Here is a 21,356-nt window from a genome sequence, read left to right on the forward strand (position 1 = left end):
GTTAATAACTCTTCCTGCAATTGTCGCTGGTATCATTTGAATTATTTTTATAATAATCTCAAATTTTCACCCTGCCAGAAACTCAATGTAAAAATCATGAAGTCCACATCATTTTTCTTAATAAAAAAACCTTAACCATCTATTTAATTGATTTATATAAGATTTACTTATTGCACTTTTATAGTTCTTAAGACGATTTATTATTATTTTTTTCAAAAATACCATGTTAACATATTGACATCGATAACAAACCACAAAAAGCTATCAATGCAATGAATAACTAACACTTTAATATTTTTATTGCAGCCTCTGTTACAGATATTCTTATTTAGAGAATTGCATGCTTACGCCTTACAAGGTTTCAGGAAGAAAAGATGTGCAATAAAAAAGCATTTCGCCATTTAATTTTTAAGGATAAAAGTAAGTGATATGAAATCAGCAAAAAAAAGCTTATCAACACGGGCGATAGCCATTTATACCATATTATTTACGCCAGTATCCTTGGCTATCACCCCACCTGTAAATTCAGATAGTAATGTTGTCATTAATAATAATGAAGAGATAAAACTCATTGAAAGTAGGTGAAGACTCTAATGGTTCATTACTCATTGATAATCTTTCACTTACCACTTCAGCAGCCAGCATTGGTAATAATGCTGAAGGCTCCATCACTTTAACAAACCATACCAACTGGCAGTTCGACACACCTTCCTCCAATATTTTTTTAGGTACTAACGAAGGCTCCGGTACGTTATACGTGTTAGAAGGTAGTAAGATAAGTGGCCTGCAATCAATAAGAGTTGGTGAGTTTTATGGTGATGCCAGGGGGACGTTGGTTATTGATGGGGAAAGCTCATCAGTCACCTCTAAAATTGCTATTATTGGCGATCAGGGAACAGGGAAAGTATCTGTTACTAATGGCGGAACACTCACTTCCCTGACTCAAATGAATATTGGGTATGTTGACGCCCATTCTTCTCTGTCAGCTAACCAGAGTAGCTATGGAGAAGTTCTGGTTGCCGACAAAAATTCAACAGTAAATGCCCCATATATACTTCTTGGCGGATATAATACATCTTCCGTTTCTGATACCACTGGAATTCTCACTGTCAGCAACGATGGTGTAATCAATGCGAATTCATATATCTGGGTTGGTGTCTCCTCTAACGGAACAGGAATGTTAAATATTGGAGGTGCGCAAGGTGAGGCTGCGCAGCCTGCTGGTTCAATTAATACACCCCGAATTTATTTAGGGGGGACAAATGCGTCAACCACTTCAATATTAAACTTTAATCACACCAACGCTGATTTTGTTCTGACCTCATACATAGACGGTAAAGGCCAGGTTAACCAGGTAGGTTCCGGAACAACCACATTATCCGGCTCGAATATCTATACTGGTGATACCTATATAACCAAAGGCAGCCTACGCGCTGGTAAAGTAGATACCTTCAGCCCCAACTCCGATTATATTGTCGACAGCGGTGGAGATCTCGATTTAAATGGTTATTCACAAACGTTAAAAACGCTGGCACTGGCTGGAACAGCAACGTTGTCTGCGTATGAAAATGGCCACGAGTTCACGCCGACCACACTGACCATTAACGGTAACTATACTGCCAATGATGGTTTGTTAGTCATGCATACGGTATTAGGCGATGATAATTCCGTAACGGATAAACTCATCGTAAAAGGTGATACTTCCGGTAGTACCCGCGTCATGGTCAACAATGCGGGCGGTCTGGGCGCGGATACTCTGGAAGGGATAAAAATTGTGGAGGTTGACGGCCTGTCAGAGGGCGTTTTCAGTAAAGAAGGTCGTATTGTTGCCGGTCCCTATAACTACAACGTGGTAAAAAGCGACAACCAGAACTGGTTTTTAACCAGTGAAATTCCCGCAGGACCGTATACCCCACCGGAACTGCCCGTCATCCCGGAACCAGATCCTGAGCCACCTGTAACACCAGAACCCCCTGTAACACCAGAACCGCCTGTGACACCGGAGCCATCTGTTCCACAACCAGAACGAAAACATCTGTATCGCCCGGAAATTGGCAGCTATCTGGCCAATATTCAGGCGGCAAATACGCTGTTTAATACCCGACTGCATGACCGTCTGGGGGAAACACAATACACCGACCTGCTGACCGGCGAGCAGAAAGTGACCAGTCTGTGGATGCGTAACATTGGCGGACATAATCGCTTTAAAGATCGTTCGGATGAATTGAGCACCCAGAGCAACCGTTATGTTCTGCAACTGGGCGGTGACCTCGCACAATGGAGCACTAATGACCTTGATCGCTGGCATCTCGGCTTAATGGCTGGCTATGCCAACAGCAAGAGTCACACCCATTCCAACCTGACCGGGTACAGCTCACGTGGGCAAATCGACGGCTACAGTGTGGGGGTGTATGGCACCTGGTACGCTAACGAAGCGGACAAAACCGGGACTTATGTTGATAGCTGGTTGCTCTATAACTGGTTTGATAACACCGTCTCCGGCGAGTACCTGCCGGGTGAGAAATATCACTCTGACGGCATCACCGCTGCCATTGAAGCGGGTTATACCTTCCGTCTTGGTGAAAGCGCCGATGCGCGTACCAGCTACTGGTTGCAGCCAAAAATGCAACTGACGTGGATGGATGTGAAGGCAGACAATCATACTGAAGACAATGGCACTCTGGTTGAGGACAGCACCGAAGGCAACCTACAAACGCGTCTGGGGGTGAAAGCGTATCTGCAAGGCCATAATGCTCTTGATGAGCATAAAGAGCGTTCCTTCCAGCCTTTTGTGGAAGCCAACTGGATTTATAACTCCCGCAATTACAGTGTGAAGATGGATGGCATCAGCGATGAAATCATCGGTGCGCGTAACATCGGTGAGTTAAAAGTCGGGGTGGAAGGTCAGCTTAATCCGCGTCTGCAACTGTGGGGCAACGTCGCCCAGCAGTTGGGTGACAACGGTTACAGCGATACCCAGGGAATGCTGGGCATGAAATATCTCTTTTAATGCCACTTTGCCACCTGTCGCGTACAGGTGGCACTCTTTTTAGATCCGCGTTCTTTGTGATCGCGCTCGCATTCAGTCATTTTTACTATAAATATGATGAAGTTAATTCAGCTTATTTATGAGTGAAATCACTATGGTTCCTTTGCACGCCGTTTACCTGACCGTTGGACTGTTCGTTATCACCTTTTTTAATCCCGGGGCAAATCTCTTTGTCGTGGTTCAAACCAGTCTGGCTTCAGGCCGTCGCGCGGGCGTACTCACCGGGCTTGGTGTCGCGTTGGGCGATGCCATCTATTCCGGGCTGGGGTTGTTTGGAATGGCAACGCTCATTACCCAGTGTGAAGAGATTTTCTCACTCATTAAAATCGTCGGCGGCACTTATCTCTTATGGTTTGCCTGAACAGTATGCGCCGACAATCAACACCACAGATGAGCGCGCTACAACAGCCCCTTAGTGCCCCGTGGTATGTATTTTTCCGCCGTGGATTAATTACCGATCTCTCTAATCCACAAACAGTTTTATTTTTTATCAGTATCTTCTCAGTGACGTTAAATGCAGAAACGCCGACCTGGGCGCGTTTAATGGCCTGGGCAGGAATTGTACTCGCGTCTGTTATCTGGCGTGTATTTCTTAGCCAGGCGTTTTCTTTACCGACCGTGCGTCGCGCATACGGGCGTATGCAGCATGTCGCCAGTCGGATTATTGGTGCGATTATCGGTGTCTTCGCGCTACGGCTGATTTATGAAGGGGTAACACAGCGATGAGCTGATAATGGTATATCCAGGTCATCAACTTAATTGAGAAGTTGGACCGCCATCGAGGCCTCGAACCCCGTACCATACAACAATCCTGGTTGTCGTCTGCTCTTCCTGATGAGCTAATGGCGGTTTTTGATATGAGCCTTACAGTATTATTCGCTGTCAGGCTTTGGTGCGATGCATAAGATACAGAAAGCGCCCCATGCAAACTTGATGGAATTATGATTTTTTTCATATAAATGTCAACTCATACATTCACAAAATATATTTATTATTCATAAACCAAGCAACACCGAATCCCTGTCGGTTGACTTGCCCTGCCCCGGCATATTCAGGGTTATAGAAGGGGGCAACTTCGCGCTCTTTTAGGTCTTGTCATCAACCATTGCGTTCCCTATGCCGGGGGAGCGCCCGCCAGCACCGCTTCAAAATCTGCGGCGGTCAGATCGCTTGCCCCTTTGAGCATATCTCTGGCCAACGCTCTGCGTCGGTTCAGTAATTCATCCAGCGTTTCTTCAAAAGTCATTAACTGGCTATCACGCACTGTCGGATAATAGACGTAAACATCTTTCTGCTGCCCAATGCGGTAGGCTCTGTCAGTCGCCTGATCTTCCTTCGCCGGATTCCAACAGCGGGTAAAGTGGATGACATGATTCGCTTTTTGGACATTGACGCCAAACCCAACGGCGATGGTGGATAAAATAATAACGTTAAAACCTGGCGTTGATTGAAATGCATCGATCAGGCTCTGACGATTTTGGTCACTGCCAGATTTGGTGCTGGTATCACCATTAATAATAAAAGGCTTAAAGCCAAAATGCTGCGCAATCAGATGTTGCAGCTCTCGTTGAATATCGCGCAGTTCCGTAAAAATAATCACTTTGTCATCAGATGACTGGCGAATGGTGTTTAACGTCTCCAGCAGCCATTTTACTTTCGGAGCATCGTTACGTAAGCGCAAATCTGCACTTACGGAATAAGGCCATGCGCAAATCAGTTTCAGCCGATGCAGCAACCCCAGCATACCTGAGCCTCGTTGATCCAGCCCTTCACTGATCTCCTGTTGGTTTTGCCAGCTTACAACCGAGTGGGTATAGAGATCCCGTTGCAATGGCAGCATATTCAACTGTTTACAGTACTGATCTTCAATCTTATCCGGCAGATCTTTCGCTACTTCTTCTTTGGTGCGGCGCAGTGTCTGCGGTTCTATTAATTTGCGTAGCGATTCGAGGACAGCATTATCATTCTGTTGCTCAATGGGGCGCAGATAATCTTTACCAAAATTATTTAAAGCCCCCAACAATCCCGGCTGAACGAAGTCAAATAAACACCACAGATCGACAAGGGTGTTTTCGACTGGTGTTCCGGTACATGCGACTTTAAATTGCGCCTGAATGGCTTTTGCCGATTGGGTTATTAATGCCGCCGGATTTTTGATTTTCTGCGCTTCGTCGCACACCATTATGGACCAGGGCTGACGAGCCAGGGAAAATTCCTGATCGCGCAACGTCTCGTAGGTAGTAAGAACAATATGCGCGTCACCCACCCAGTCATTTTGCAGTAAGTTCTTAATGCCCTTGCTTTTAAGTGCCTGAGGAATGCTCTCTTTCGCGCACTTCTTCGCCTTAAGCTCATTACCATAGAGTTTTAAAATCGACACCTGCTCGCGCAGGAAGAAATTCCCGACCTCACGTTCCCAGTTATCGAGTAACGATACCGGAGCAACAATCAGCGAGGGGGGCGCATCCGGGAAACGTTCTCGATGCCAGATGAGAAAGGTTAAAATCTGTAAGGTTTTACCCAACCCCATATCGTCCGCCAGTAAACATCCCACCGTCTCGGTTGGCGACTTTAGATACAACTGTTGGAGCCACGCCACCCCTTTACGCTGATGTTCACGTAGCTGAATGGACGTTTTGAGGATCATCGGCAGTTCGACTTCTGCCTGATGTGCGCCGAGCAAGGAATCCCGCCGTTGTTTAACATACAGCGCCTGCTCAATATTTTGTTCTATCAGCAGAACGGCACGACTAACCGGTTCACTGCTTACGCCATCATTTGTTTCGCCACCGATTTTCTTTTTCCATTTATCGTGGAAAATTTCTGCTTCTTCGCGAGGCAAAAGGTTGTCGTTCCAGGGCATGACAACTTCCGGCGCATCCGTGGCTTTTGCCTCTTCCAGCCGCTCTTCCAGTTCCTGAAAATGTTGATGATTATCGAGATCCCAGCCAGAGAACATGACCTCGCACATCTCTTGCGCAAGGTTCTCCGGAAGCCATTTTTCACTTTCACTTTTGACCAGATAAGGCGAACTGATTTTTTCAAATTCACCGATCCCGATAACCCGGTCACTGTATTTGTTGAGATCGAGAACGTGGGTAAAATTCATTCCCGCCGCCTGTTGCTGCCAGTTTTCAAGCAACGCCTGATAACCTTGCAGTTCTTCCTGGCTGAATCTGGAAAGCTCCAGATCGTAACCCTGCCAGACTCCGGCGGGCAGTTGTGCCGCTAACTTTTGTTCCAGTTCAGAGAGCAACGCCGCCAGTTCACCTGGGCGTTTAAAGATATAGGTTTCATCCGGCACGGATTGTTCAGTTCTGGGGCTGAGAAAAAGCGTTACAGATGCAATTTGCCTGTTTTCATCGATCTGCGGCTCCAGACGAAAATCATAAAAGTAGATCCCGGCGTCCTGTAAATTCTGCTCGTAAACGTCAGGATCGAGCACCTGGCTCGCCTCTTCACCAATCCAGGTGTAGGGATTGCGAACAAATGAGAGCGCATCATCCCCCGCCACGCGACGCCCGGTAATAGCGTGCACGGAGGTCAGGACGTCTTTGACTTCAGGAGAAAGAATGACATGATTTAAGACACCATCATCCCCTAAAACACGGTAACGATCCTGCACCTGTTGCGTACGGTCAAAACTCTGTAACCAGTTTGCAGGCTGCTCATCAAAAACCGGTTCAATTTCCAGTACCGGAGTATCTACCACCAGCGATTTTCGCAGTTTTAACTGTAACGATTCTGGCCTGATAACGATCGTTTTTGCGAGATAGTCATCCAGTTTTGCCCCTGCTTTTTTGGCCTGCCGCCGTATTTTAGCCCAACTGGTTTGGTTGACCGTTTCGCCCGGCGTCTGTCGCTGCTGCAATCTGAGTTGCTGTAGTGCGTCCAGAAGCTGCCAGTTCTCTTCGCTTAACACAAAGGTGCCTTCCGCAGAGGAAAAGCTGGCTCCCGTGCAAGTTATTCCGACGGGGCGATAGTCGTCGGGCTGCGTCCATTTATCAATGAAAACGCGAAAAGTATCATCGCTAATACTTCCCGTTGCAGCAAGATGAGCCGTCAGATTGCGCTGTGGAGGAAAAGCGAAAATCGCCAGGCTGCTGGCATAGTCATCATTTTTCCGGATGCGATAAAAATCATCCCAGCTAAGAAACCAGCAATCAGACCAGTGTGAAACATAATCTTCCTCATGAAGCTGTTCCAGACATGAGGCGACAGGCCAGTTATCTTCACTATCAGCAAGACTAAAGGGGAAAGCAAAGCCCTCCTCTTTCATTGCATACAGCGGCACAAATGAAGCGGGTAGTAAGGTATTCTCTTTAATAAATTTACCCAACAATTTTTTGAACACTATTTGCTCCAGTAAGTAAATTTACCCAGCACCGGTTTAAACCCGAGGCTGAGTAATTTTTGCGCCGCTTCATGGTCAGGCTCATTGAACTGAATGTGGATTGCGCCCCCCAGCCCTCGTTTATCCATCACTTTACAATCGACCGAACGAATAACCTCCCGGATTTGCTGTTCCCGGCCAGGTAGCTCTTTTTTGGCTTTTAACGCTGAGGCGATGATGTTGATTTGCTCTTCCCGGTCTGACTTTGCATCACTGACTTCATGTTCAGGCAACGATGCAGGCTCTGGCCGACTCACGGTCTTTGACGCATTGAAGCGGGAGGCATCCAAAGTGACAGAGGGCTGATTTACATCTTCCGCAACGTAATCAATACCCAACTTACGAAGTTCTTCGTCATATCGGCTCATCCAACCTTCAATTCGGTTGAGTGAGTAGCGAAATACCGGCGACAAATGCGGTAAACGCAACCGGACTTTGCGCCGGTTATTCCGCTTATCTTTCAGATCATAATCAATATCAAGAATGCCGGTTTCCGGATTAAAGGGCGCATTCCCCATATGGTAGGCATACATCGCCCCCACTTTCGAAAATTCGACAAACAGATAATCGCCAATGCGCATAATCATGGCATTGTTATCGCGTGAACCAGAGCCTTGCAGGCGGCTTAATCGCCCTGCGTTTTTCGCCCTGAACTCAACATAATCGGCATCTTTGGATCGCAGCGCCTCTTCGCCCAGCACAATGCGCGTATAGCTCATCTGATTGGCAAAACGTAGCCAGTAGAACAGGCGCGCATGGTCAACATCCCGATTGCCTTTCAGCAACTCAAAGAACAGTTTCAGGTCGTCTTTGGCGAACCACCCTTGCACCATCAGTAATACGGGATTTTCAACGTGAACCTGCCAGCTTTTATTACGACTGGTTAACTGCGGATTTCCCCAATATTCCAGGGCCAATTGCTTGAGTTCGAAATGTGTTTGATGTTTAAAAGCCGACTGATAATAACGGGTCAAAGTGGCTGCCAGAATATTATCTTTAAACCGCGTAAGCTGGCGGCTTAACGCGATAAGCGAATTAATTTTCTGCTGAAAATCATCGTCATTCTGGCGAAAAATCTCATTGATCAGGTGGTTAACAATTTTGCGCCATAACCAACTGGTTTGCGGAATTTGCGCAACTTTCTCCAGCACCGAAATATCCGTTATTTCTCCTCGCCCGAGCTGTTGTCCGAGAAGAAACCCTGCATTATCGGTAAAAATATCGCTATAGGTGTCAATGACCGACATCCAGGACATCTGACGCGGCGCGCTCTCCTTAAGTTGTTGAAAACCGTGGGCAATCTGCGTGCGTAGCTGCAGCCACTGCGGATTCTTTTCTGGCGTATCGCTGGCATGACCAAAGTAGCTGGTACATAACGCCAGCCATTCCCGCCGCGTTAACCGCCGCTGCGCAATTTTTTGTTCAATTTCAGCGATAATTCTCGCAAAGTTTGTTGCATCATCCATCAATGCAATTTCAAACAGATCGCCTTCTGCTACATCATTGAGGCCAAAAAAAATCATCTTCCATTCGAAGGGCTTTGGCATCTCCCCCGCACGCAGTCGGGCAATGGCCTGTCGGCGTTTCTCCAGAGGGGGAACCATCTTCACCGCGCGAGCATCTACCTTTCTCTCAAGTTGCGCGATAACGCGCTGAAGATAGTTAAAAGCGTGACTTACCGTCGGCTGCGCGTTCTGCTCTCTGTAGGGAAGTAAGCGGGTTTTCAGTTTTTCAATAGCGGAAGTCATTGCATGATTCCTAGCTGACAGGTTTCCTGGCTAATGCCTGGAACAACATCCATGCTTTCATCGTGCTTTTTGTCTTTCAGGCCAAAGAATTGCATCCGCAGTTCTACGCGACGGCTGGCCTCTTTGCTCTCTTTCGCATTGTTGAACGAAACCCCACCCGCCAGAAATAATTTGCGGATCTGGACTTGCTGTTCCGGGGTTATTTTTTGCTGTAGCGCGCTTCTGCTATCCAGCAAACTGCACATCACCCACTCCGAGCGTTGCAACGAAAGATGCAAGTTATAGAGATAAGAACCATCGGTATCCGTAAAACCTTCTATAACAATTTGCTTAAACCATTTTTTGCCTTCATCGCTATTTGCCGCCTCCAGCACTAACGGCACCACATCCTGTAGCGCCTGTAATCCTTCGGCGTTAAGCGCGAAGCGATTGTGCTCAAAACGCCCTGCTTCACCAAAGCTGATACGGTTATCATGGCAGTCAACCTGAATCGTCTTGTTGAGATTTTTTGCCTGAAGTTCAAGTTTTTCACACAGGCGAGCGATATCATGCCCGCGCGATTTCTCCCCGGCTTCCGCCTGCTGAATTCGCTGCGTAACAGAGCTAAGCGACGCCACCATCACCACCAGAAACAACACCATCATGGCAGTCATCAGATCTGCATAGGAGATCCAGAAGGGTTTTTCCGCTTCATCGCTGCGCCGTTGCCTGCCATTAAATACCCGGTTAAACATCAGCCTGTTCCTTACGCGCGACGATGACGGAGTACCGTTTCCAGCGTATCCACGCTTTCACCGATAATCTCAACCGAAGAACTTAAGGCTCCTGCCGCTTTAGTCAGTTGCGTATCCATCTCCTGTAGTGAACGATTCAGGCCGTTTTCCACCCCGGTCGTAAAGGATTCAAAACTGGTTCCCATCACCTCGGCAATGTTATGCAGGAACTCCTGAGCCTCGCGGTTATATTGTTGCAGGCGTTCGGAATACGCCTTCAGATCGTCAACAAAACGGCTGCGGGATGATTGTTCATCATGGCTACGGTTAATCAGCGTTTCGAGTGCGGTTATGGCATTCACCACGACTTCACGGGTATTACGATAATCAGCAATCAATGCCCCCAACTCCGCGCTGGCACCGGAAAGCGTGCGCCCTGCCTGTTGCGTGCTATTCAGCACCTCGGCGGTCAATTGATTAGCCTCGGCAACGCGATCGCCCGCGGCTTCAAAGCGGTCGGCGGCCACGCGCATTTTGTCGGCTCCTGTTTGTATCTCTTCCAGATGGCGCGTGGTGTTTTGCGCCATCCGTTGCAGCAACTCGCCAGAGGCTGATTGCTGTTCACGTAGCATCTGCATCAGCGACTCAACCTGACTTTCAAGCTGACCAATGATTCGCTGCGCTTCCTGTTGCAACGCACTCTGCGCTGATTGCTGTTGCTGACTGAGCGACTTCTGACCTTCTTCCAGTTGTCCAAACAGGCTGCCAAGTTGGCTACCCAATTGATCAATACCGCTGGTCATTTTCTCTCGCAGGGCATCCTGGCTGGAATGCATGGTTTGCTGTAACGACGTCATAAACTGTTGTTGTTGCTCGGCCGCCGCCTGCTCACGCGCTTCGCTACGTGCCAGGAGCTGCTGAGTCTCTTCATGCAGCACGCGTTGCCCTTGTTCCTGAGTCTGGCTCATCTGTTTTTGCCCGGACTCCAGTTGGCTGAATACGCCCGCCAGGTTTTGCGTCAGCGCTTCCACCCCTTTGCTCATATTGCCTATCAGCAGATTTTGCGCCTGATTTTGCTGCTGATTAAGTTGCTGCTGGCCATTTTCCAGTTGTGCGAAAAGCGTTGCCATATGACTGCCAAGCGTATCCACAGAAGCCGCCATTTTTTCCATGGTTTCATTTTGCCCTTGCTGAACACTGGACTGGATAGCCTCAATAAAAGCGCGCATCTGTTCCGCCATCGCTTTTTCACGCGCTTCACTGTCGGCAAAGATTTTTTCCAGTTGTTGTGCCATCCGTTCGCCCGCCCCCTCACCTTCTGCGCCAATACGGGCAACGGACTCCTGCAAACTACGCAGCATCTCATTCATCCCTGCCTGCATCTCCTGCTGACCGCTTTTCATTTCGCTTAACAGTTGAGAGATCAGTTGCGCGCTGCCCTGACGTGAGTCATCCCCGGCCTGACGCATATCCTGCAACAACGTAGAAAAACCGCTTTGCATCGACTGAATGGCTTCCACAGAACGCCCCATCATCTCCTGCATGGTGGTGAACTGCTGACCAAAGGTGTTATCCATTTTGCTCATAAAGGCAGTCAGGACGTTCTCCAGCATCGACTGCACACGATGGCTCTGATCGCCGGAAGCGGTTTGCACCACACCAGCAATTTTATCCAGCGGATTTTTCAGACTGGTTTCAATAGCGCCACTGACCTGTTCAGCAAACTGTTGGCCTGACTCGCGATATGTCGTTGATAATGTCTCTGCCAGCTTTTGATTTTCCCGCATCTGGCTATCTACCAGGTTTTGCAGCATTTCACGCAGGTCAGTGACCAGACCATCCTTAAGTTGCCTCGCATGGGTGGTGTTTTCTTTAGTACTGGAAAGAAGTTGCGAAAGGTAATCTTCACCGACGCCGCCTTCAAAAAGCTGGTCAATGCTGGCGGTAAGGAGTTCAAGATTTTTATAACATTGCGCCAGTCGCCATTTTTCAAACATGGTGACCAGAATAGAGAACGTAATAGCAAATGCCGAACCTAAAAACGCATACAGAACGTCGCGTAAAAGGTTAGCGACACTGGCGCTGACCTGCTCTGGCGTGCTGGGGTCAAAATGGTGCAAACCAATCATCAGCCCCGAAAAGGTGCCGATAATCCCAATTCCGGTCAGGATGCCAGGGAGATGTTTAAACGCTTCTGTATAGAGAGGAATTTCGACTAATAACGGTTCCGTAAACCATGCTGACGACGGAGCCGTTGAGCGGATGGCGCTAATTTTTTTTTGCCCGCTGTTTTCATCAAACTCAAACTGGCGATGTAGAGACTCTTTAAATTCACTCCAGGGGTGCGCAAAAAATTTATCAGAGAATAACGCGTCTAATTTTTCGAGTTGTTGTGCCGGTTTTTCATTGCCAAGTAGCCGAATTACTTTCGCTTTTTGTTTAAAGCGTGCTGAAACCCTAAATGAAGGAATAGCGTAACGGACAATGAAACCCAACAACAAAACCCCAACCACAATAGCGACATAAATCGGCACATTTTCTGGATTAACAGAGGTTAACGTGTCGAGGAACGAAGTCAGCGAAAACATCTAAATACCTTGAGTGAAGGAAAAGAAATTTGCAGGGCAGAACATCACCAGCAAGAAAAAAAACCGCCCGCTCATTATAGGAAAAGTCTCGATTTTTACATCTATAAAACGTTATATATCTCATAAAAACATTGATCAAACACATGCGTAAGAAATTTAAATCGCTTGATGGAAATAATTCACAGAATTTATGCTTTATGACACAAAGATTGTGGATTTTATTTTTTGCCGCCGGGCTTACGGATGAAACTTTTTCATGGAGTGCGCGGCTTCTAATAACGTCCAGTCACTATTCAACGAGACAATTAAATGAGTGAGATTGACATTAAGGGCGATGAAACGCTGGTTGCTCTGCTACTGAACGCCGACAAAAACGAATACCACCAACGCCAATAAAGTCATTTTGCGAAAATGGCACAACAATCGCTTAATGCCGCAAAAGTCGCAATTAAGGACGCCCGTCAGGCGTTCGGCCAATTCCAGCAAAATATGCTGGATAAGCCGTTACAGACCAGCCGCATGTTGATGGAAATGAAAGATGGTAAACCAGTGAAGTGTTATGCGTTGCCGAATGCTTAAGGCGACTCGTAAGATTTGCTGTGTGGTTAGTGGAACCACACACTATTTCTCATGTTCAGGAGAATCAAAGCCAACAAAGCCATATTCAGGCGCCCCCATCCCCGGGGTTACTGCTCGCCGTTACAAACGCGTCAAATGCACATCACCCTGTCACACTCCCCCATACCAGTTGTCCTTTATGGAACGTCGCCGTGCGCGGCGAGATACGCGCCACCGCCTCGGCGGAACAGGAGGCATCCACCAGCACAAAACTGGCGTCATCCTGCGCTTTTGGCCAGACGCGCTCGCCTTTTTCATTCAGCGGCAAAACGTCACCAGTGGCTAAAAACAGCGAACGGGACAGGTTTTGTTCGTTAGGGCGAATATAAAGCTGCGCGTACAAATTGGCTTTCTCCAGCATGTCGCCCAGGCCGTAAGGCGACCAGTGATCAATAACGCTGTCGGTGCCGGTCATCACTTTTACGCCCTTGTCGTGTAGCTGCTTGAGCGGCATATGCAACGTGCCAATCGGCACCGTCGAGGCGATAGAAATTTGCTGCGCCGCCATCCGGTGCGCCAGTTCATCTACCTGTTGCTCGTTGAGCATGGCCAGCGCAAAGGCGTGGCTGATGGTCAGCTTGCCTTTTAGTTGCGGCGTTTTCTCTACCGTTTCAACCATATAATTGATGGCCGCCACGCCCGCCGGAGTGGTTTCGTGCAGGTGAATATCGACGCCTTTGTCATAGTCCAGCGCAATCTGGAACATGGTGTCGAGAGATTTTTCCATCGCACCATCAACATTGGTCGGGTCCAGGCCGCCGACGTAATGCGCGCCTGCCTGCATCGCTTCGCGCATTAAGGGTTCCGATTTCGACAGCAGCAAACCGTGCTGCGGGAAGGCGACAATTTCACACTCGAAGTCCGCCTGACGTCGCGCCAGCACCACCTGCAAATTTTGCAGATTTTTCAGGCCGGAAACCGGTTCGATATTGCAGTGGCTGCGGGCAATGGTGGTGCCTTTCGACTGCAATAAATCGATCAGTTTTTCCGCCCGCTCCTGAGTGTACGGTTGCAGCTCCGGCAGCATTTTCTGCTCGAGCTTGATCATGTCCTGGATGGTGGTGCCTGCCGGGCGATTGAGTGAACGCCACGGCCCGCCGTAAAAGGTTTTGTCGAGATGAATATGCATGTCGCGGGTGGTGGGCAACATCAACTTACCGCCAGCGTCATAGTGCGGCAGCGTGGCGTCCGGATGCTGCTTGTTCTCGCGCAGCGCAACAATTTTGCCGTCCTGAATCTCCACGGTCTGGCGCGCCGTGCGGGTCTGCACCGCCACGCCGTTTTCGTAGTCAAAACCGTTTTCCAGCAGCACGTTGTCGAGATAGTAATGCGGGTCAGTGATTTTCATGGTGTTGTTCGCTTCGCAGTGGATTGTGTCAGAGGCTGCCGCATGGGCAAGCGGCACAGAGGTACCAAACAGCGCGGCGGCGGTGACCATCTTACCGCTCTGGCTCAGAAACTCACGGCGGCTATTGCTTTCTTTCATCTTACGTCCTTACGTTTTAATAATATGAGTGCCCGTTTCACCGCGCAGCGCCGCGGGCAGGCATTCCGGCGTGGTGATAATCACTTCTTTGCCGCCCTGTTCCAGGAACGTCAGGCTGGCGATGATTTTTGGCAACATGCTGCCGGGCGGGAAATGCCCTTCCTGCATATAACGGGTCATAGTGGCAATATCTACGCGATCCAGCGCCTGCTGCTGCGGTTTGCCAAAGTGGATACACACTTTTTCCACACCGGTGGTGATCACCAGAATGTCGGCGTGAATTTCACGCGCCAGTAGCGCGGTAGAGAGATCTTTGTCGATAACCGCGTCCACGCTTTGGTAATCCCCCGCTTCGCTGCGTACCACCGGAATGCCGCCGCCGCCCGCACCAATCACCACAAAGCCCTGTTGGATCAGCGCTTTAATAGCAGGTGCTTCGACAATACGTTTCGGTTCCGGCGAGGCGACAACGCGGCGATAGCCCCGTCCGGCATCTTCTACAAAACGCCAGTCAGGGTTTGCCTTTTGTAATGCGTCACGCTGGGTTTCACTGAAGAATGCGCCAATAGGTTTGGTGGGATGAGCAAAACCCGGATCGTTTTTATCCACTTCCACCTGAGTCACCACGGTGACGGCTTTTTTCTCGCCGTGGCGGGCAAGCCGGTTATTCAGCGCCTGTTGGATCAGGTAGCCAATGCCGCCTTGCGTATCTGCCACACAGTTCGCCAGCGGCGTTAGGGGCAGCCCTTCTCGCTCATGGGCAATCTCCGCGCGGCGTAAATCCAGACCGACCTGCGGCCCATTGCCGTGGGTCAGCACAATGTCGTAATCGGAAGCCAGCATTTCCAGCACCGTATCGGCGACGGCTTTCACCGCCTCCGCCTGATGCTCAATCGACTGGCTGGCGTTATCTTTGATAATGCTGTTGCCACCAATGGCAACGACCACAAGTTCTTTCATGTTGTTATGTCCGCTACAGAGGATGATGGGGTTATGACCAACGCCAGACTGCCTGATGCGCTACGCTTATCAGGCCTACAATTCTTGCACCATTCGCAGGCCGGATAAGGCGTTCTCGCCACATCCGGCAATGGTGACAAATGCCTGATGCGACGCTCGCGCGTCTTATCAGGCCTACTGATTCTTGCCCCATTCGCAGGCCGGATAAGGCGTTCTCGCCGCATCCGGCAATGGTGACAAATGCCTGATGCGACGCTCGCGCGTCTTATCGGGCCTACAGATTCTTGCACCATTCGCAGGCCGGATAAGGCGTTCTTGCCGCATCCGGCAATGGTGACAAATGCCTGATGCGACGCTCGCGCGTCTTATCAGGCCTACAGATTCTTGCACCATTCGTAGGCCGGATAAGGCGTTCTCGCCGCATCCGGCAATGGTGAAAAATGCCTGATGCGACGCTCGCGCGTCTTATCAGGCCTACAGATTCTTGCACCATTCGCAGGCCGGATAAGGCGTTCTCGCCGCATCCGGCAATGGTGACAAATGCCTGATGCGACGCTCGCGCGTCTTATCAGGCCTACTGATTCTTGCGCCACTCGTAGGCCGGATAAGGCGTTCTCGCCGCATTCGGCAATGGTGACAAATGCCTGATGCGACGCTCGCGCGTCTTATCAGGCCTACTGATTCTTGCACCATTCGTAGGCCGGATAAGGCGTTCTCGCCGCATCCGGCAATGGTGACAAATGCCTGATGCGATGCTCGCGCGTCTTATCAGGCCTACAGATTCTTGCACCATTCGTAGGCCGGATAAGGCGTTCTCGCCGCATTCGGCAATGGTGACAAATGCCTGATGCGACGCTCGCGCGTCTTATCAGGCCTACTGATTCTTGCGCCATTCGCAGGCCGGATAAGGCGTTCTCGCCGCATCCGGCAATGGTGACAAATGCCTGATGCGACGCTCGCGCGTCTTATCAGGCCTACTGATTCTTGCACCATTCGTAGGCCGGATAAGGCGTTCTCGCCGCATCCGGCAATGGTGACAAATGCCTGATGCGATGCTCGCGCGTCTTATCAGGCCTACAGATTCTTGCACCATTCGTAGGCCGGATAAGGCGTTCTCGCCGCATCCGGCAATGGTGACAAATGCCTGATGCGACGCTCGCGCGTCTTATCAGGCCTACAGATTCTTGCACCATTCGTAGGCCGGATAAGGCGTTCTCGCCGCATCCGGCATAAACATGTAAGTCAAACGCCGTAACGTTCGCACCAGCCAAGAATGGCTTTCTCGAAGCAGGCGAATGGTGGATGCACAATGCCCGCGCCAATCATGCCGACGCCTGCATCTTTATGAGCGATGGCGGTGTTGATCACCGGCAGAATGCCGCTGCAACCCACACGGGTGATGTCGATAGCCGATGGCACGCCCATAAAACCCAGCAGCGGAATGGTGACGTTAGGGTTTTCACCGAGGGTGATTTCACGCATCTGACGGGAGAAATCGATAGCCTCTTCCACCGTGCCGCCCACCAGCGCGACGATTGCAGGTGCGGTCGCCATAGCAAATCCACCAATGCCATAAGTTTCGGTAATAGCACTGTCTCCAATATCCAGCCCCGAATCTTCCGGCTTATAACCGGCAAACATCGGCCCGATGACCTGCTGCGCCGGGCCGGTAAACCATTGCCCCGGTAATCCGCTGACCCGCAGGCCGAACTCGACGCCGTTACGCGCCATCGTGGTCACTACGGTGCTGTATTCAATGCCGTGCGCCGCATCCATCGCCGCTTTACACATTGCCATCCACGTCGGGCCGGAGAAATAATCGCTGCTGGCGACAAACTCAAACACTTCGCGCTGTTGTTCGACGGAATAGCCTGCCTGAATAATCCCCGGCGTCAGCGCCTGAATCAGCAGAGTCGTCCCGGCGTTATTGCGGTTATGACACTCATCGCCCATATGCAGCGCTTGCGCCAGCATTAAGCGCAGATCGATCTCACCGATAATTTTCATCGCGTCGCGCAGCATTGGCCCCTGCACATCGCGCATCCAGTTGAGGCGGTCAATCACGCTCTGGTCGTTAGCGCCCATACGCAAAATCTTCGCCATCTGCTCGCTCATGTTGGTGTAAGCGATGTTGCCGTAGGTTTTGTTTTTCACGATGTGCATAAACATCGAGGCAGAGGTAACGCCCGCCATCGATCCCACACAGTCGTGTTCGTGGCACGGCGAGAAAGTGATCTCCCCGGAAGCCGCCAGTTCAGCCGCCTCATCGAGATCTTTCGCCAGCCCTTCAAACACCAGCGCCCCGGTGACCGCACCTTTCATCGCGCCGCACATTTTTTCCCAGGTAACCGGCGGCCCGGCGTGAAGAATGGTTTTCGCCGTCATGCCCGGCACCACGTTAATCGCCTGATCAAAACCAATCAGTACCGGATGCGACTGGGTAATGCGCTCCAGCGCCTGCTGGTTAGCGGCAGCGATTTTGTCCGCCAGCGGCGAATCAGCAATGTTGTCCAGCGCCTGTACCACCTGCATATTGCCCTGCCCCGGCGGCGTCCAGTCGAGCTGGGTCACTTCTACATGCTGCTTTTTCAGATCATCGCTAAACATGGCGATGCCGACGTTAATAACGTTCAACGGTTGGCTAAACAGTGACTGGCTCATCAGGCTTCCTCCCCTTTGCAGATAAATTCACGCGCCAGCAATCCGGTATTGGTGCTGCTGCTGGCCAGAATTACCCCGGCATCAAGCAGCATCTGGCTCTGTTGTGCTAACGATGGCGTATCAAGATCGGTGCCCAGTACATAGGCGAGAATGATCAACTCACGGCCTTCGGCTGCGGCGATCGCTTTCGCTTCTTTGATCGCATCGAGGGTGGAGCCGACCGGATCTTCATGCGATCCAAATCCGAGCACGAAATCCATCACGATCACCGCCACTTCTGGATCGCGCGCTTCTTCGATCAAGCGGCTGATACGGTTGGTCGGGTCAATCATCGGGTGCGGCTTGCCGTTGGTGAAGTCGTCATCGCCAAAGTCGAGGAAGGTGTGTTTGATGCTGCGGTTGATATCTTGCAGGCGGAATTCCGGATCGGGCTGGATGTTGCTATAAACATCGCCATGTTTTTCCATCACCGCGAACATGGTTTCGTCACACAGCGTGCCGCCGCAGAACAGTCCACGAATGTATTTCTGTTGTGGTTGCAGACGCGCACGGACATCAGCAATCAACGGCTGGTTCAAGGTATGCAGGTCGAGATGTTCTTGTTTCACGCCGGAGAGCATTACCGCTTTCAGCGCCGCCTCTTTGCTGCCGCGGGCAAACTGTAGCCCCTGCTCATCCACTGGTGTTTCACCACGACCGAGGAAGCAAACCACCACCGGCTTGCGGCAGGCGCGCGCACGTTCCAGCACTTTGCGAGCCACCGCAGGCGCAGGCGGTTTGGAGATCAGCGCGATGATTTCAGTTTGCGGATCGTTTTCCAGCATTCCGATGGCATCGAGCATCATCAGACCGCCAATTTTCTCGCTCAGGTCGCGCCCACCGGTGCCGATCAGTTGCGAAACGCCGCCGCCAAATTCATGGATACGGACGCTCAGTTCCTGGCTGCCGGTGCCGGATGCACCAACAATACCGATGTTGCCGCGACGCACGGCGTTACCAAAACAGAGCGCCGCGCCGTTGATAATCGCCGTGCCGCAGTCCGGCCCCATCATCAGCAGCCCTTTTTCGTGAGCGAGTTGCTTGAGCGCCAGTTCATCTTCAATTGAGACGTTATCGGAGAACAGCATCACGTTGAGGTCGTTTTGCAGCGCCTGACGCGCTTCGCGCGCGGCAAACAGGCCATTGACAGAAATCACTGCCAGGTTACTTTCCGGGATATGCTTTTTGGCGCTGGCAAGGGTGGCGTAACGCGCCTCATGCGAGCCGCTTTGCGCTTTGCTGTTGAACAGTTCTTCAATCTCCGCCAGCAACTGCTCGTTGTCTGCGTCTGGTTTGCCGTTGATGACAATCATCAGGTCGCCGTTTTTGGCCTGTTCCAGCTCCGGCGTCAGCAGCCCTAAATTTTTCAACACGCCTTTGTTCATTTCGGTCGCCATCGCCACAAATGCCTGCTCGACGCCGTCGAGTTTATTTGCGCGCGTGGAGATGGACATCAGCGAGACAGAATCAAAATAGGTATTCGGTTTAATGACTATTTTAACTGACATAATTCCCTCCGTAGGTTTGACTCAGCGCACAACCATCGGCCATGCCATACAGCATGTCGCAGCCGGAACTGGAGCCAATATGTTTAATCTTTTCTATTGCCTGAGTTGAGTTCCCAGGGACGCTATAAATAATGTCGTAAATAAAATAATGAATATTTTCCCGACAACGTTGTTGCAATGCCGCTTCTAACGTTATGGCACTTAATAACGTAGTGTTATTTCTGCCGCATTGCAGGCCGCGATAAAATTCCCCTTTGTATTTTTCTGTCGGATGTCCGGAAATAAATAAAACAAGCGCCAGACCTGTTAAATAATCATCGGCTGAAGGTGTCAGACCAATCCCTAACCCCATCATGTTAGCGACCGCTGATGCGATATTTTGTTTATCGCTTAATGCCTGAATTACACGACGTCTTTTAATCTGTAACTCTTTATTTAACGCCTGATAAAACGGATTATCACCGCAATAATTAAACAGGGTTTCATTTTCCCCCAGATGCTGATGAATAATGTCGTGCCACTGTTGCCAGGCGATAAAGTGGAAATTCTCAGTGGTCAATTGCAGTACTGGAGACAGCCAACGCTGGCAACAACGCTTATCTATATGAATATGTTGACCAACCGTAACCCCGTGATCGTCAAACTGAACCTTATCGCCATGACGGAACAGACCATCAAAGTGAGTGAGTGCCAACCGACAACTGTTTGGCGCATTGTCGTACTCTTCACAAAGTAGCGTCAGCAACTGTTGGTGAGCCGGGAGTGCAATGTTTACCGCTCTGGCAAAGACCTGTTCAACCTGACCTTCTCCCCGCTGCGCCAGAAAATCCGCATCCGCAGTTAGCGCCCACACACACCGTCTTTCTGGTGTGTCGATAGCAAGCCTCCCGGTTTATGCGCCTGCGGCAATCAGCAACTGCGCAATCTCTTCAAAACCGCGTTCCCGCGCCAGTTCCAGCGGTGTTTTGCCATATTTATCTGTCAGATGCGGGCTGGCACCGTGTTCCAGTAATAACTGGACAATCGCCTGTTGTTTAATCCCGCCATCATTAAGCACAATCGCTTCCAGTAGCGGCGTCCAGCCAACATGATTGGTCTGGTTGACGTTAATATCCGTATGCGTCAAAAGCTCTTTCACAATACTTAAATGGCCTTTTTCACAGGCTGGCGTCAGGCCGACACCGCCAAAACGGGTGACGCAATTAAGATCGGGTTTAGCCGGTAAAATAATTCGTAGTAGCGTTAAATCATCGTTCAGGCAACTCATTAAAAAAGGATTTAAGCAGGTATGATCTTGTTTGTTAATATCTGCACCGGAATCAATTAACGCCTGCACACATGCATATTGCTGATATAAACTTGCCAGCGTAATTGCCGTTTTCCCCTGGCGATCGCAGGTATTAATATCGACACCCAGCGCAAGGCAGGTTTTTAATTTATCGATATCACCTTGTAGGGCAGCCAATAAATAGTCGGCAGGTAGATTTTTTATACTCATTCACATTCCCCTGGTTTTTGTGGCTGTTTTCGATGAATTGAGAATAGCAACGAAACTCAACCAAAAGAACCCGCTTAAATTTAATTCGCTGTATT

At 50.1% G+C, this 21,356-nt stretch carries 11 protein-coding genes and 2 pseudogenes; 3 read left to right on the forward strand and 10 right to left on the reverse strand.

The features are described from left to right. The first annotated feature begins 429 nt into the window (after positions 1 to 429). Positions 430 to 3,010 (forward strand): annotated as a pseudogene (locus C1192_RS11010) (autotransporter outer membrane beta-barrel domain-containing protein). A 133-nt stretch (positions 3,011 to 3,143) separates the two neighbouring features. Continuing rightward, positions 3,144 to 3,775 (forward strand): annotated as a pseudogene (locus tag C1192_RS11015) (LysE family transporter). 388 nt (positions 3,776 to 4,163) lie between these two features. On the opposite strand, the gene zorD reads toward C1192_RS11015, so the two are convergent. Genes zorD through zorA1 form a run of 4 tightly spaced genes read right to left on the reverse strand, consistent with a single transcriptional unit; the run spans position 4,164 to position 12,491 of the window. Beyond that, a complete protein-coding gene (zorD, locus tag C1192_RS11020) occupies positions 4,164 to 7,403 on the reverse strand; it encodes a type I Zorya anti-phage system protein ZorD (RefSeq protein WP_038355725.1) in 3,240 nt (1,079 codons plus the stop codon). Next, positions 7,403 to 9,190 carry a type I Zorya anti-phage system protein ZorC gene (zorC, locus tag C1192_RS11025; RefSeq protein ID WP_038355726.1) on the reverse strand — a complete coding sequence of 596 codons (1,788 nt, stop codon included), beginning with the start codon at positions 9,188 to 9,190 and terminating at the stop codon, positions 7,403 to 7,405. Before zorC ends, zorD begins: the two co-directional genes overlap by 1 nt. Continuing rightward, positions 9,187 to 9,924, reverse strand: coding sequence for a type I Zorya anti-phage system protein ZorB1 (gene zorB1, locus C1192_RS11030; RefSeq protein ID WP_000483326.1), 738 nt, complete (start codon positions 9,922 to 9,924; stop codon positions 9,187 to 9,189). The genes zorC and zorB1 overlap by 4 nt, the downstream gene beginning before the upstream one ends. An 11-nt stretch (positions 9,925 to 9,935) precedes the next feature. Continuing rightward, positions 9,936 to 12,491 carry a type I Zorya anti-phage system protein ZorA1 gene (gene zorA1, locus C1192_RS11035; RefSeq protein WP_038355727.1) on the reverse strand — a complete coding sequence of 852 codons (2,556 nt, stop codon included), beginning with the start codon at positions 12,489 to 12,491 and terminating at the stop codon, positions 9,936 to 9,938. Between the two features lie 411 nt (positions 12,492 to 12,902). Between zorA1 and C1192_RS11040 the strand changes: the two genes are divergently transcribed. Next, a complete protein-coding gene (locus C1192_RS11040; protein ID WP_010377087.1) occupies positions 12,903 to 13,070 on the forward strand; it encodes a hypothetical protein in 168 nt (55 codons plus the stop codon). 142 nt (positions 13,071 to 13,212) lie between these two features. Here the strand turns inward: C1192_RS11040 and C1192_RS11045 are convergent, their stop codons facing one another. The 6 genes from C1192_RS11045 to C1192_RS11070 all read right to left on the reverse strand — a co-directional run bounded on the left by C1192_RS11045 (position 13,213) and on the right by C1192_RS11070 (position 21,261). After that, positions 13,213 to 14,595, reverse strand: coding sequence for an amidohydrolase family protein (locus C1192_RS11045; RefSeq protein ID WP_038355728.1), 1,383 nt, complete (start codon positions 14,593 to 14,595; stop codon positions 13,213 to 13,215). Positions 14,596 to 14,604: 9 nt separating this feature from the next. Then, the gene (locus tag C1192_RS11050; protein WP_000661655.1) at positions 14,605 to 15,555 is read right to left on the reverse strand and encodes a carbamate kinase family protein; all 951 of its coding nucleotides are present in this window, start codon (positions 15,553 to 15,555) and stop codon (positions 14,605 to 14,607) included. Between the two features lie 1,242 nt (positions 15,556 to 16,797). Then, positions 16,798 to 18,216, reverse strand: coding sequence for a YlbE family protein (locus C1192_RS11055; protein ID WP_038355729.1), 1,419 nt, complete (start codon positions 18,214 to 18,216; stop codon positions 16,798 to 16,800). After that, complete coding sequence (gene fdrA, locus C1192_RS11060; RefSeq protein ID WP_016248390.1) at positions 18,216 to 19,763, reverse strand: acyl-CoA synthetase FdrA; 1,548 nt, start codon at positions 19,761 to 19,763, stop codon at positions 18,216 to 18,218. Before fdrA ends, C1192_RS11055 begins: the two co-directional genes overlap by 1 nt. Further along, positions 19,753 to 20,616 (reverse strand): oxamate carbamoyltransferase subunit AllH family protein, encoded by an 864-nt coding sequence (locus C1192_RS11065; protein ID WP_038355730.1) that lies wholly within the window; start codon positions 20,614 to 20,616, stop codon positions 19,753 to 19,755. The genes fdrA and C1192_RS11065 overlap by 11 nt, the downstream gene beginning before the upstream one ends. 39 nt (positions 20,617 to 20,655) lie before the next feature. Continuing rightward, positions 20,656 to 21,261, reverse strand: a complete 606-nt coding sequence (locus C1192_RS11070; RefSeq protein WP_038355731.1) for an ankyrin repeat domain-containing protein — start codon at positions 21,259 to 21,261, stop codon at positions 20,656 to 20,658. Between the last annotated feature and the right edge of the window lie 95 nt (positions 21,262 to 21,356).

The organism is Escherichia marmotae, from assembly GCF_002900365.1.
GTDB lineage: Bacteria > Pseudomonadota > Gammaproteobacteria > Enterobacterales > Enterobacteriaceae > Escherichia > Escherichia marmotae.

What these genes read in the sequence shown, in the direction of transcription:
- C1192_RS11055 (WP_038355729.1), bottom strand. Translation starts at nt 18,216, where the DNA reads ATGAGCCAGTCACTGTTTAGCCAACCGTTGAACGTTATTAACGTCGGC.
- zorA1 (WP_038355727.1), bottom strand. Translation starts at nt 12,491, where the DNA reads ATGTTTTCGCTGACTTCGTTCCTCGACACGTTAACCTCTGTTAATCCA.
- fdrA (WP_016248390.1), bottom strand. Translation starts at nt 19,763, where the DNA reads ATGTCAGTTAAAATAGTCATTAAACCGAATACCTATTTTGATTCTGTC.
- C1192_RS11045 (WP_038355728.1), bottom strand. Translation starts at nt 14,595, where the DNA reads ATGAAAGAAAGCAATAGCCGCCGTGAGTTTCTGAGCCAGAGCGGTAAG.
- zorC (WP_038355726.1), bottom strand. Translation starts at nt 9,190, where the DNA reads ATGACTTCCGCTATTGAAAAACTGAAAACCCGCTTACTTCCCTACAGA.
- zorB1 (WP_000483326.1), bottom strand. Translation starts at nt 9,924, where the DNA reads ATGTTTAACCGGGTATTTAATGGCAGGCAACGGCGCAGCGATGAAGCG.
- C1192_RS11070 (WP_038355731.1), bottom strand. Translation starts at nt 21,261, where the DNA reads ATGAGTATAAAAAATCTACCTGCCGACTATTTATTGGCTGCCCTACAA.
- C1192_RS11040 (WP_010377087.1), top strand. Translation starts at nt 12,903, where the DNA reads ATGGCACAACAATCGCTTAATGCCGCAAAAGTCGCAATTAAGGACGCC.
- C1192_RS11050 (WP_000661655.1), bottom strand. Translation starts at nt 15,555, where the DNA reads ATGAAAGAACTTGTGGTCGTTGCCATTGGTGGCAACAGCATTATCAAA.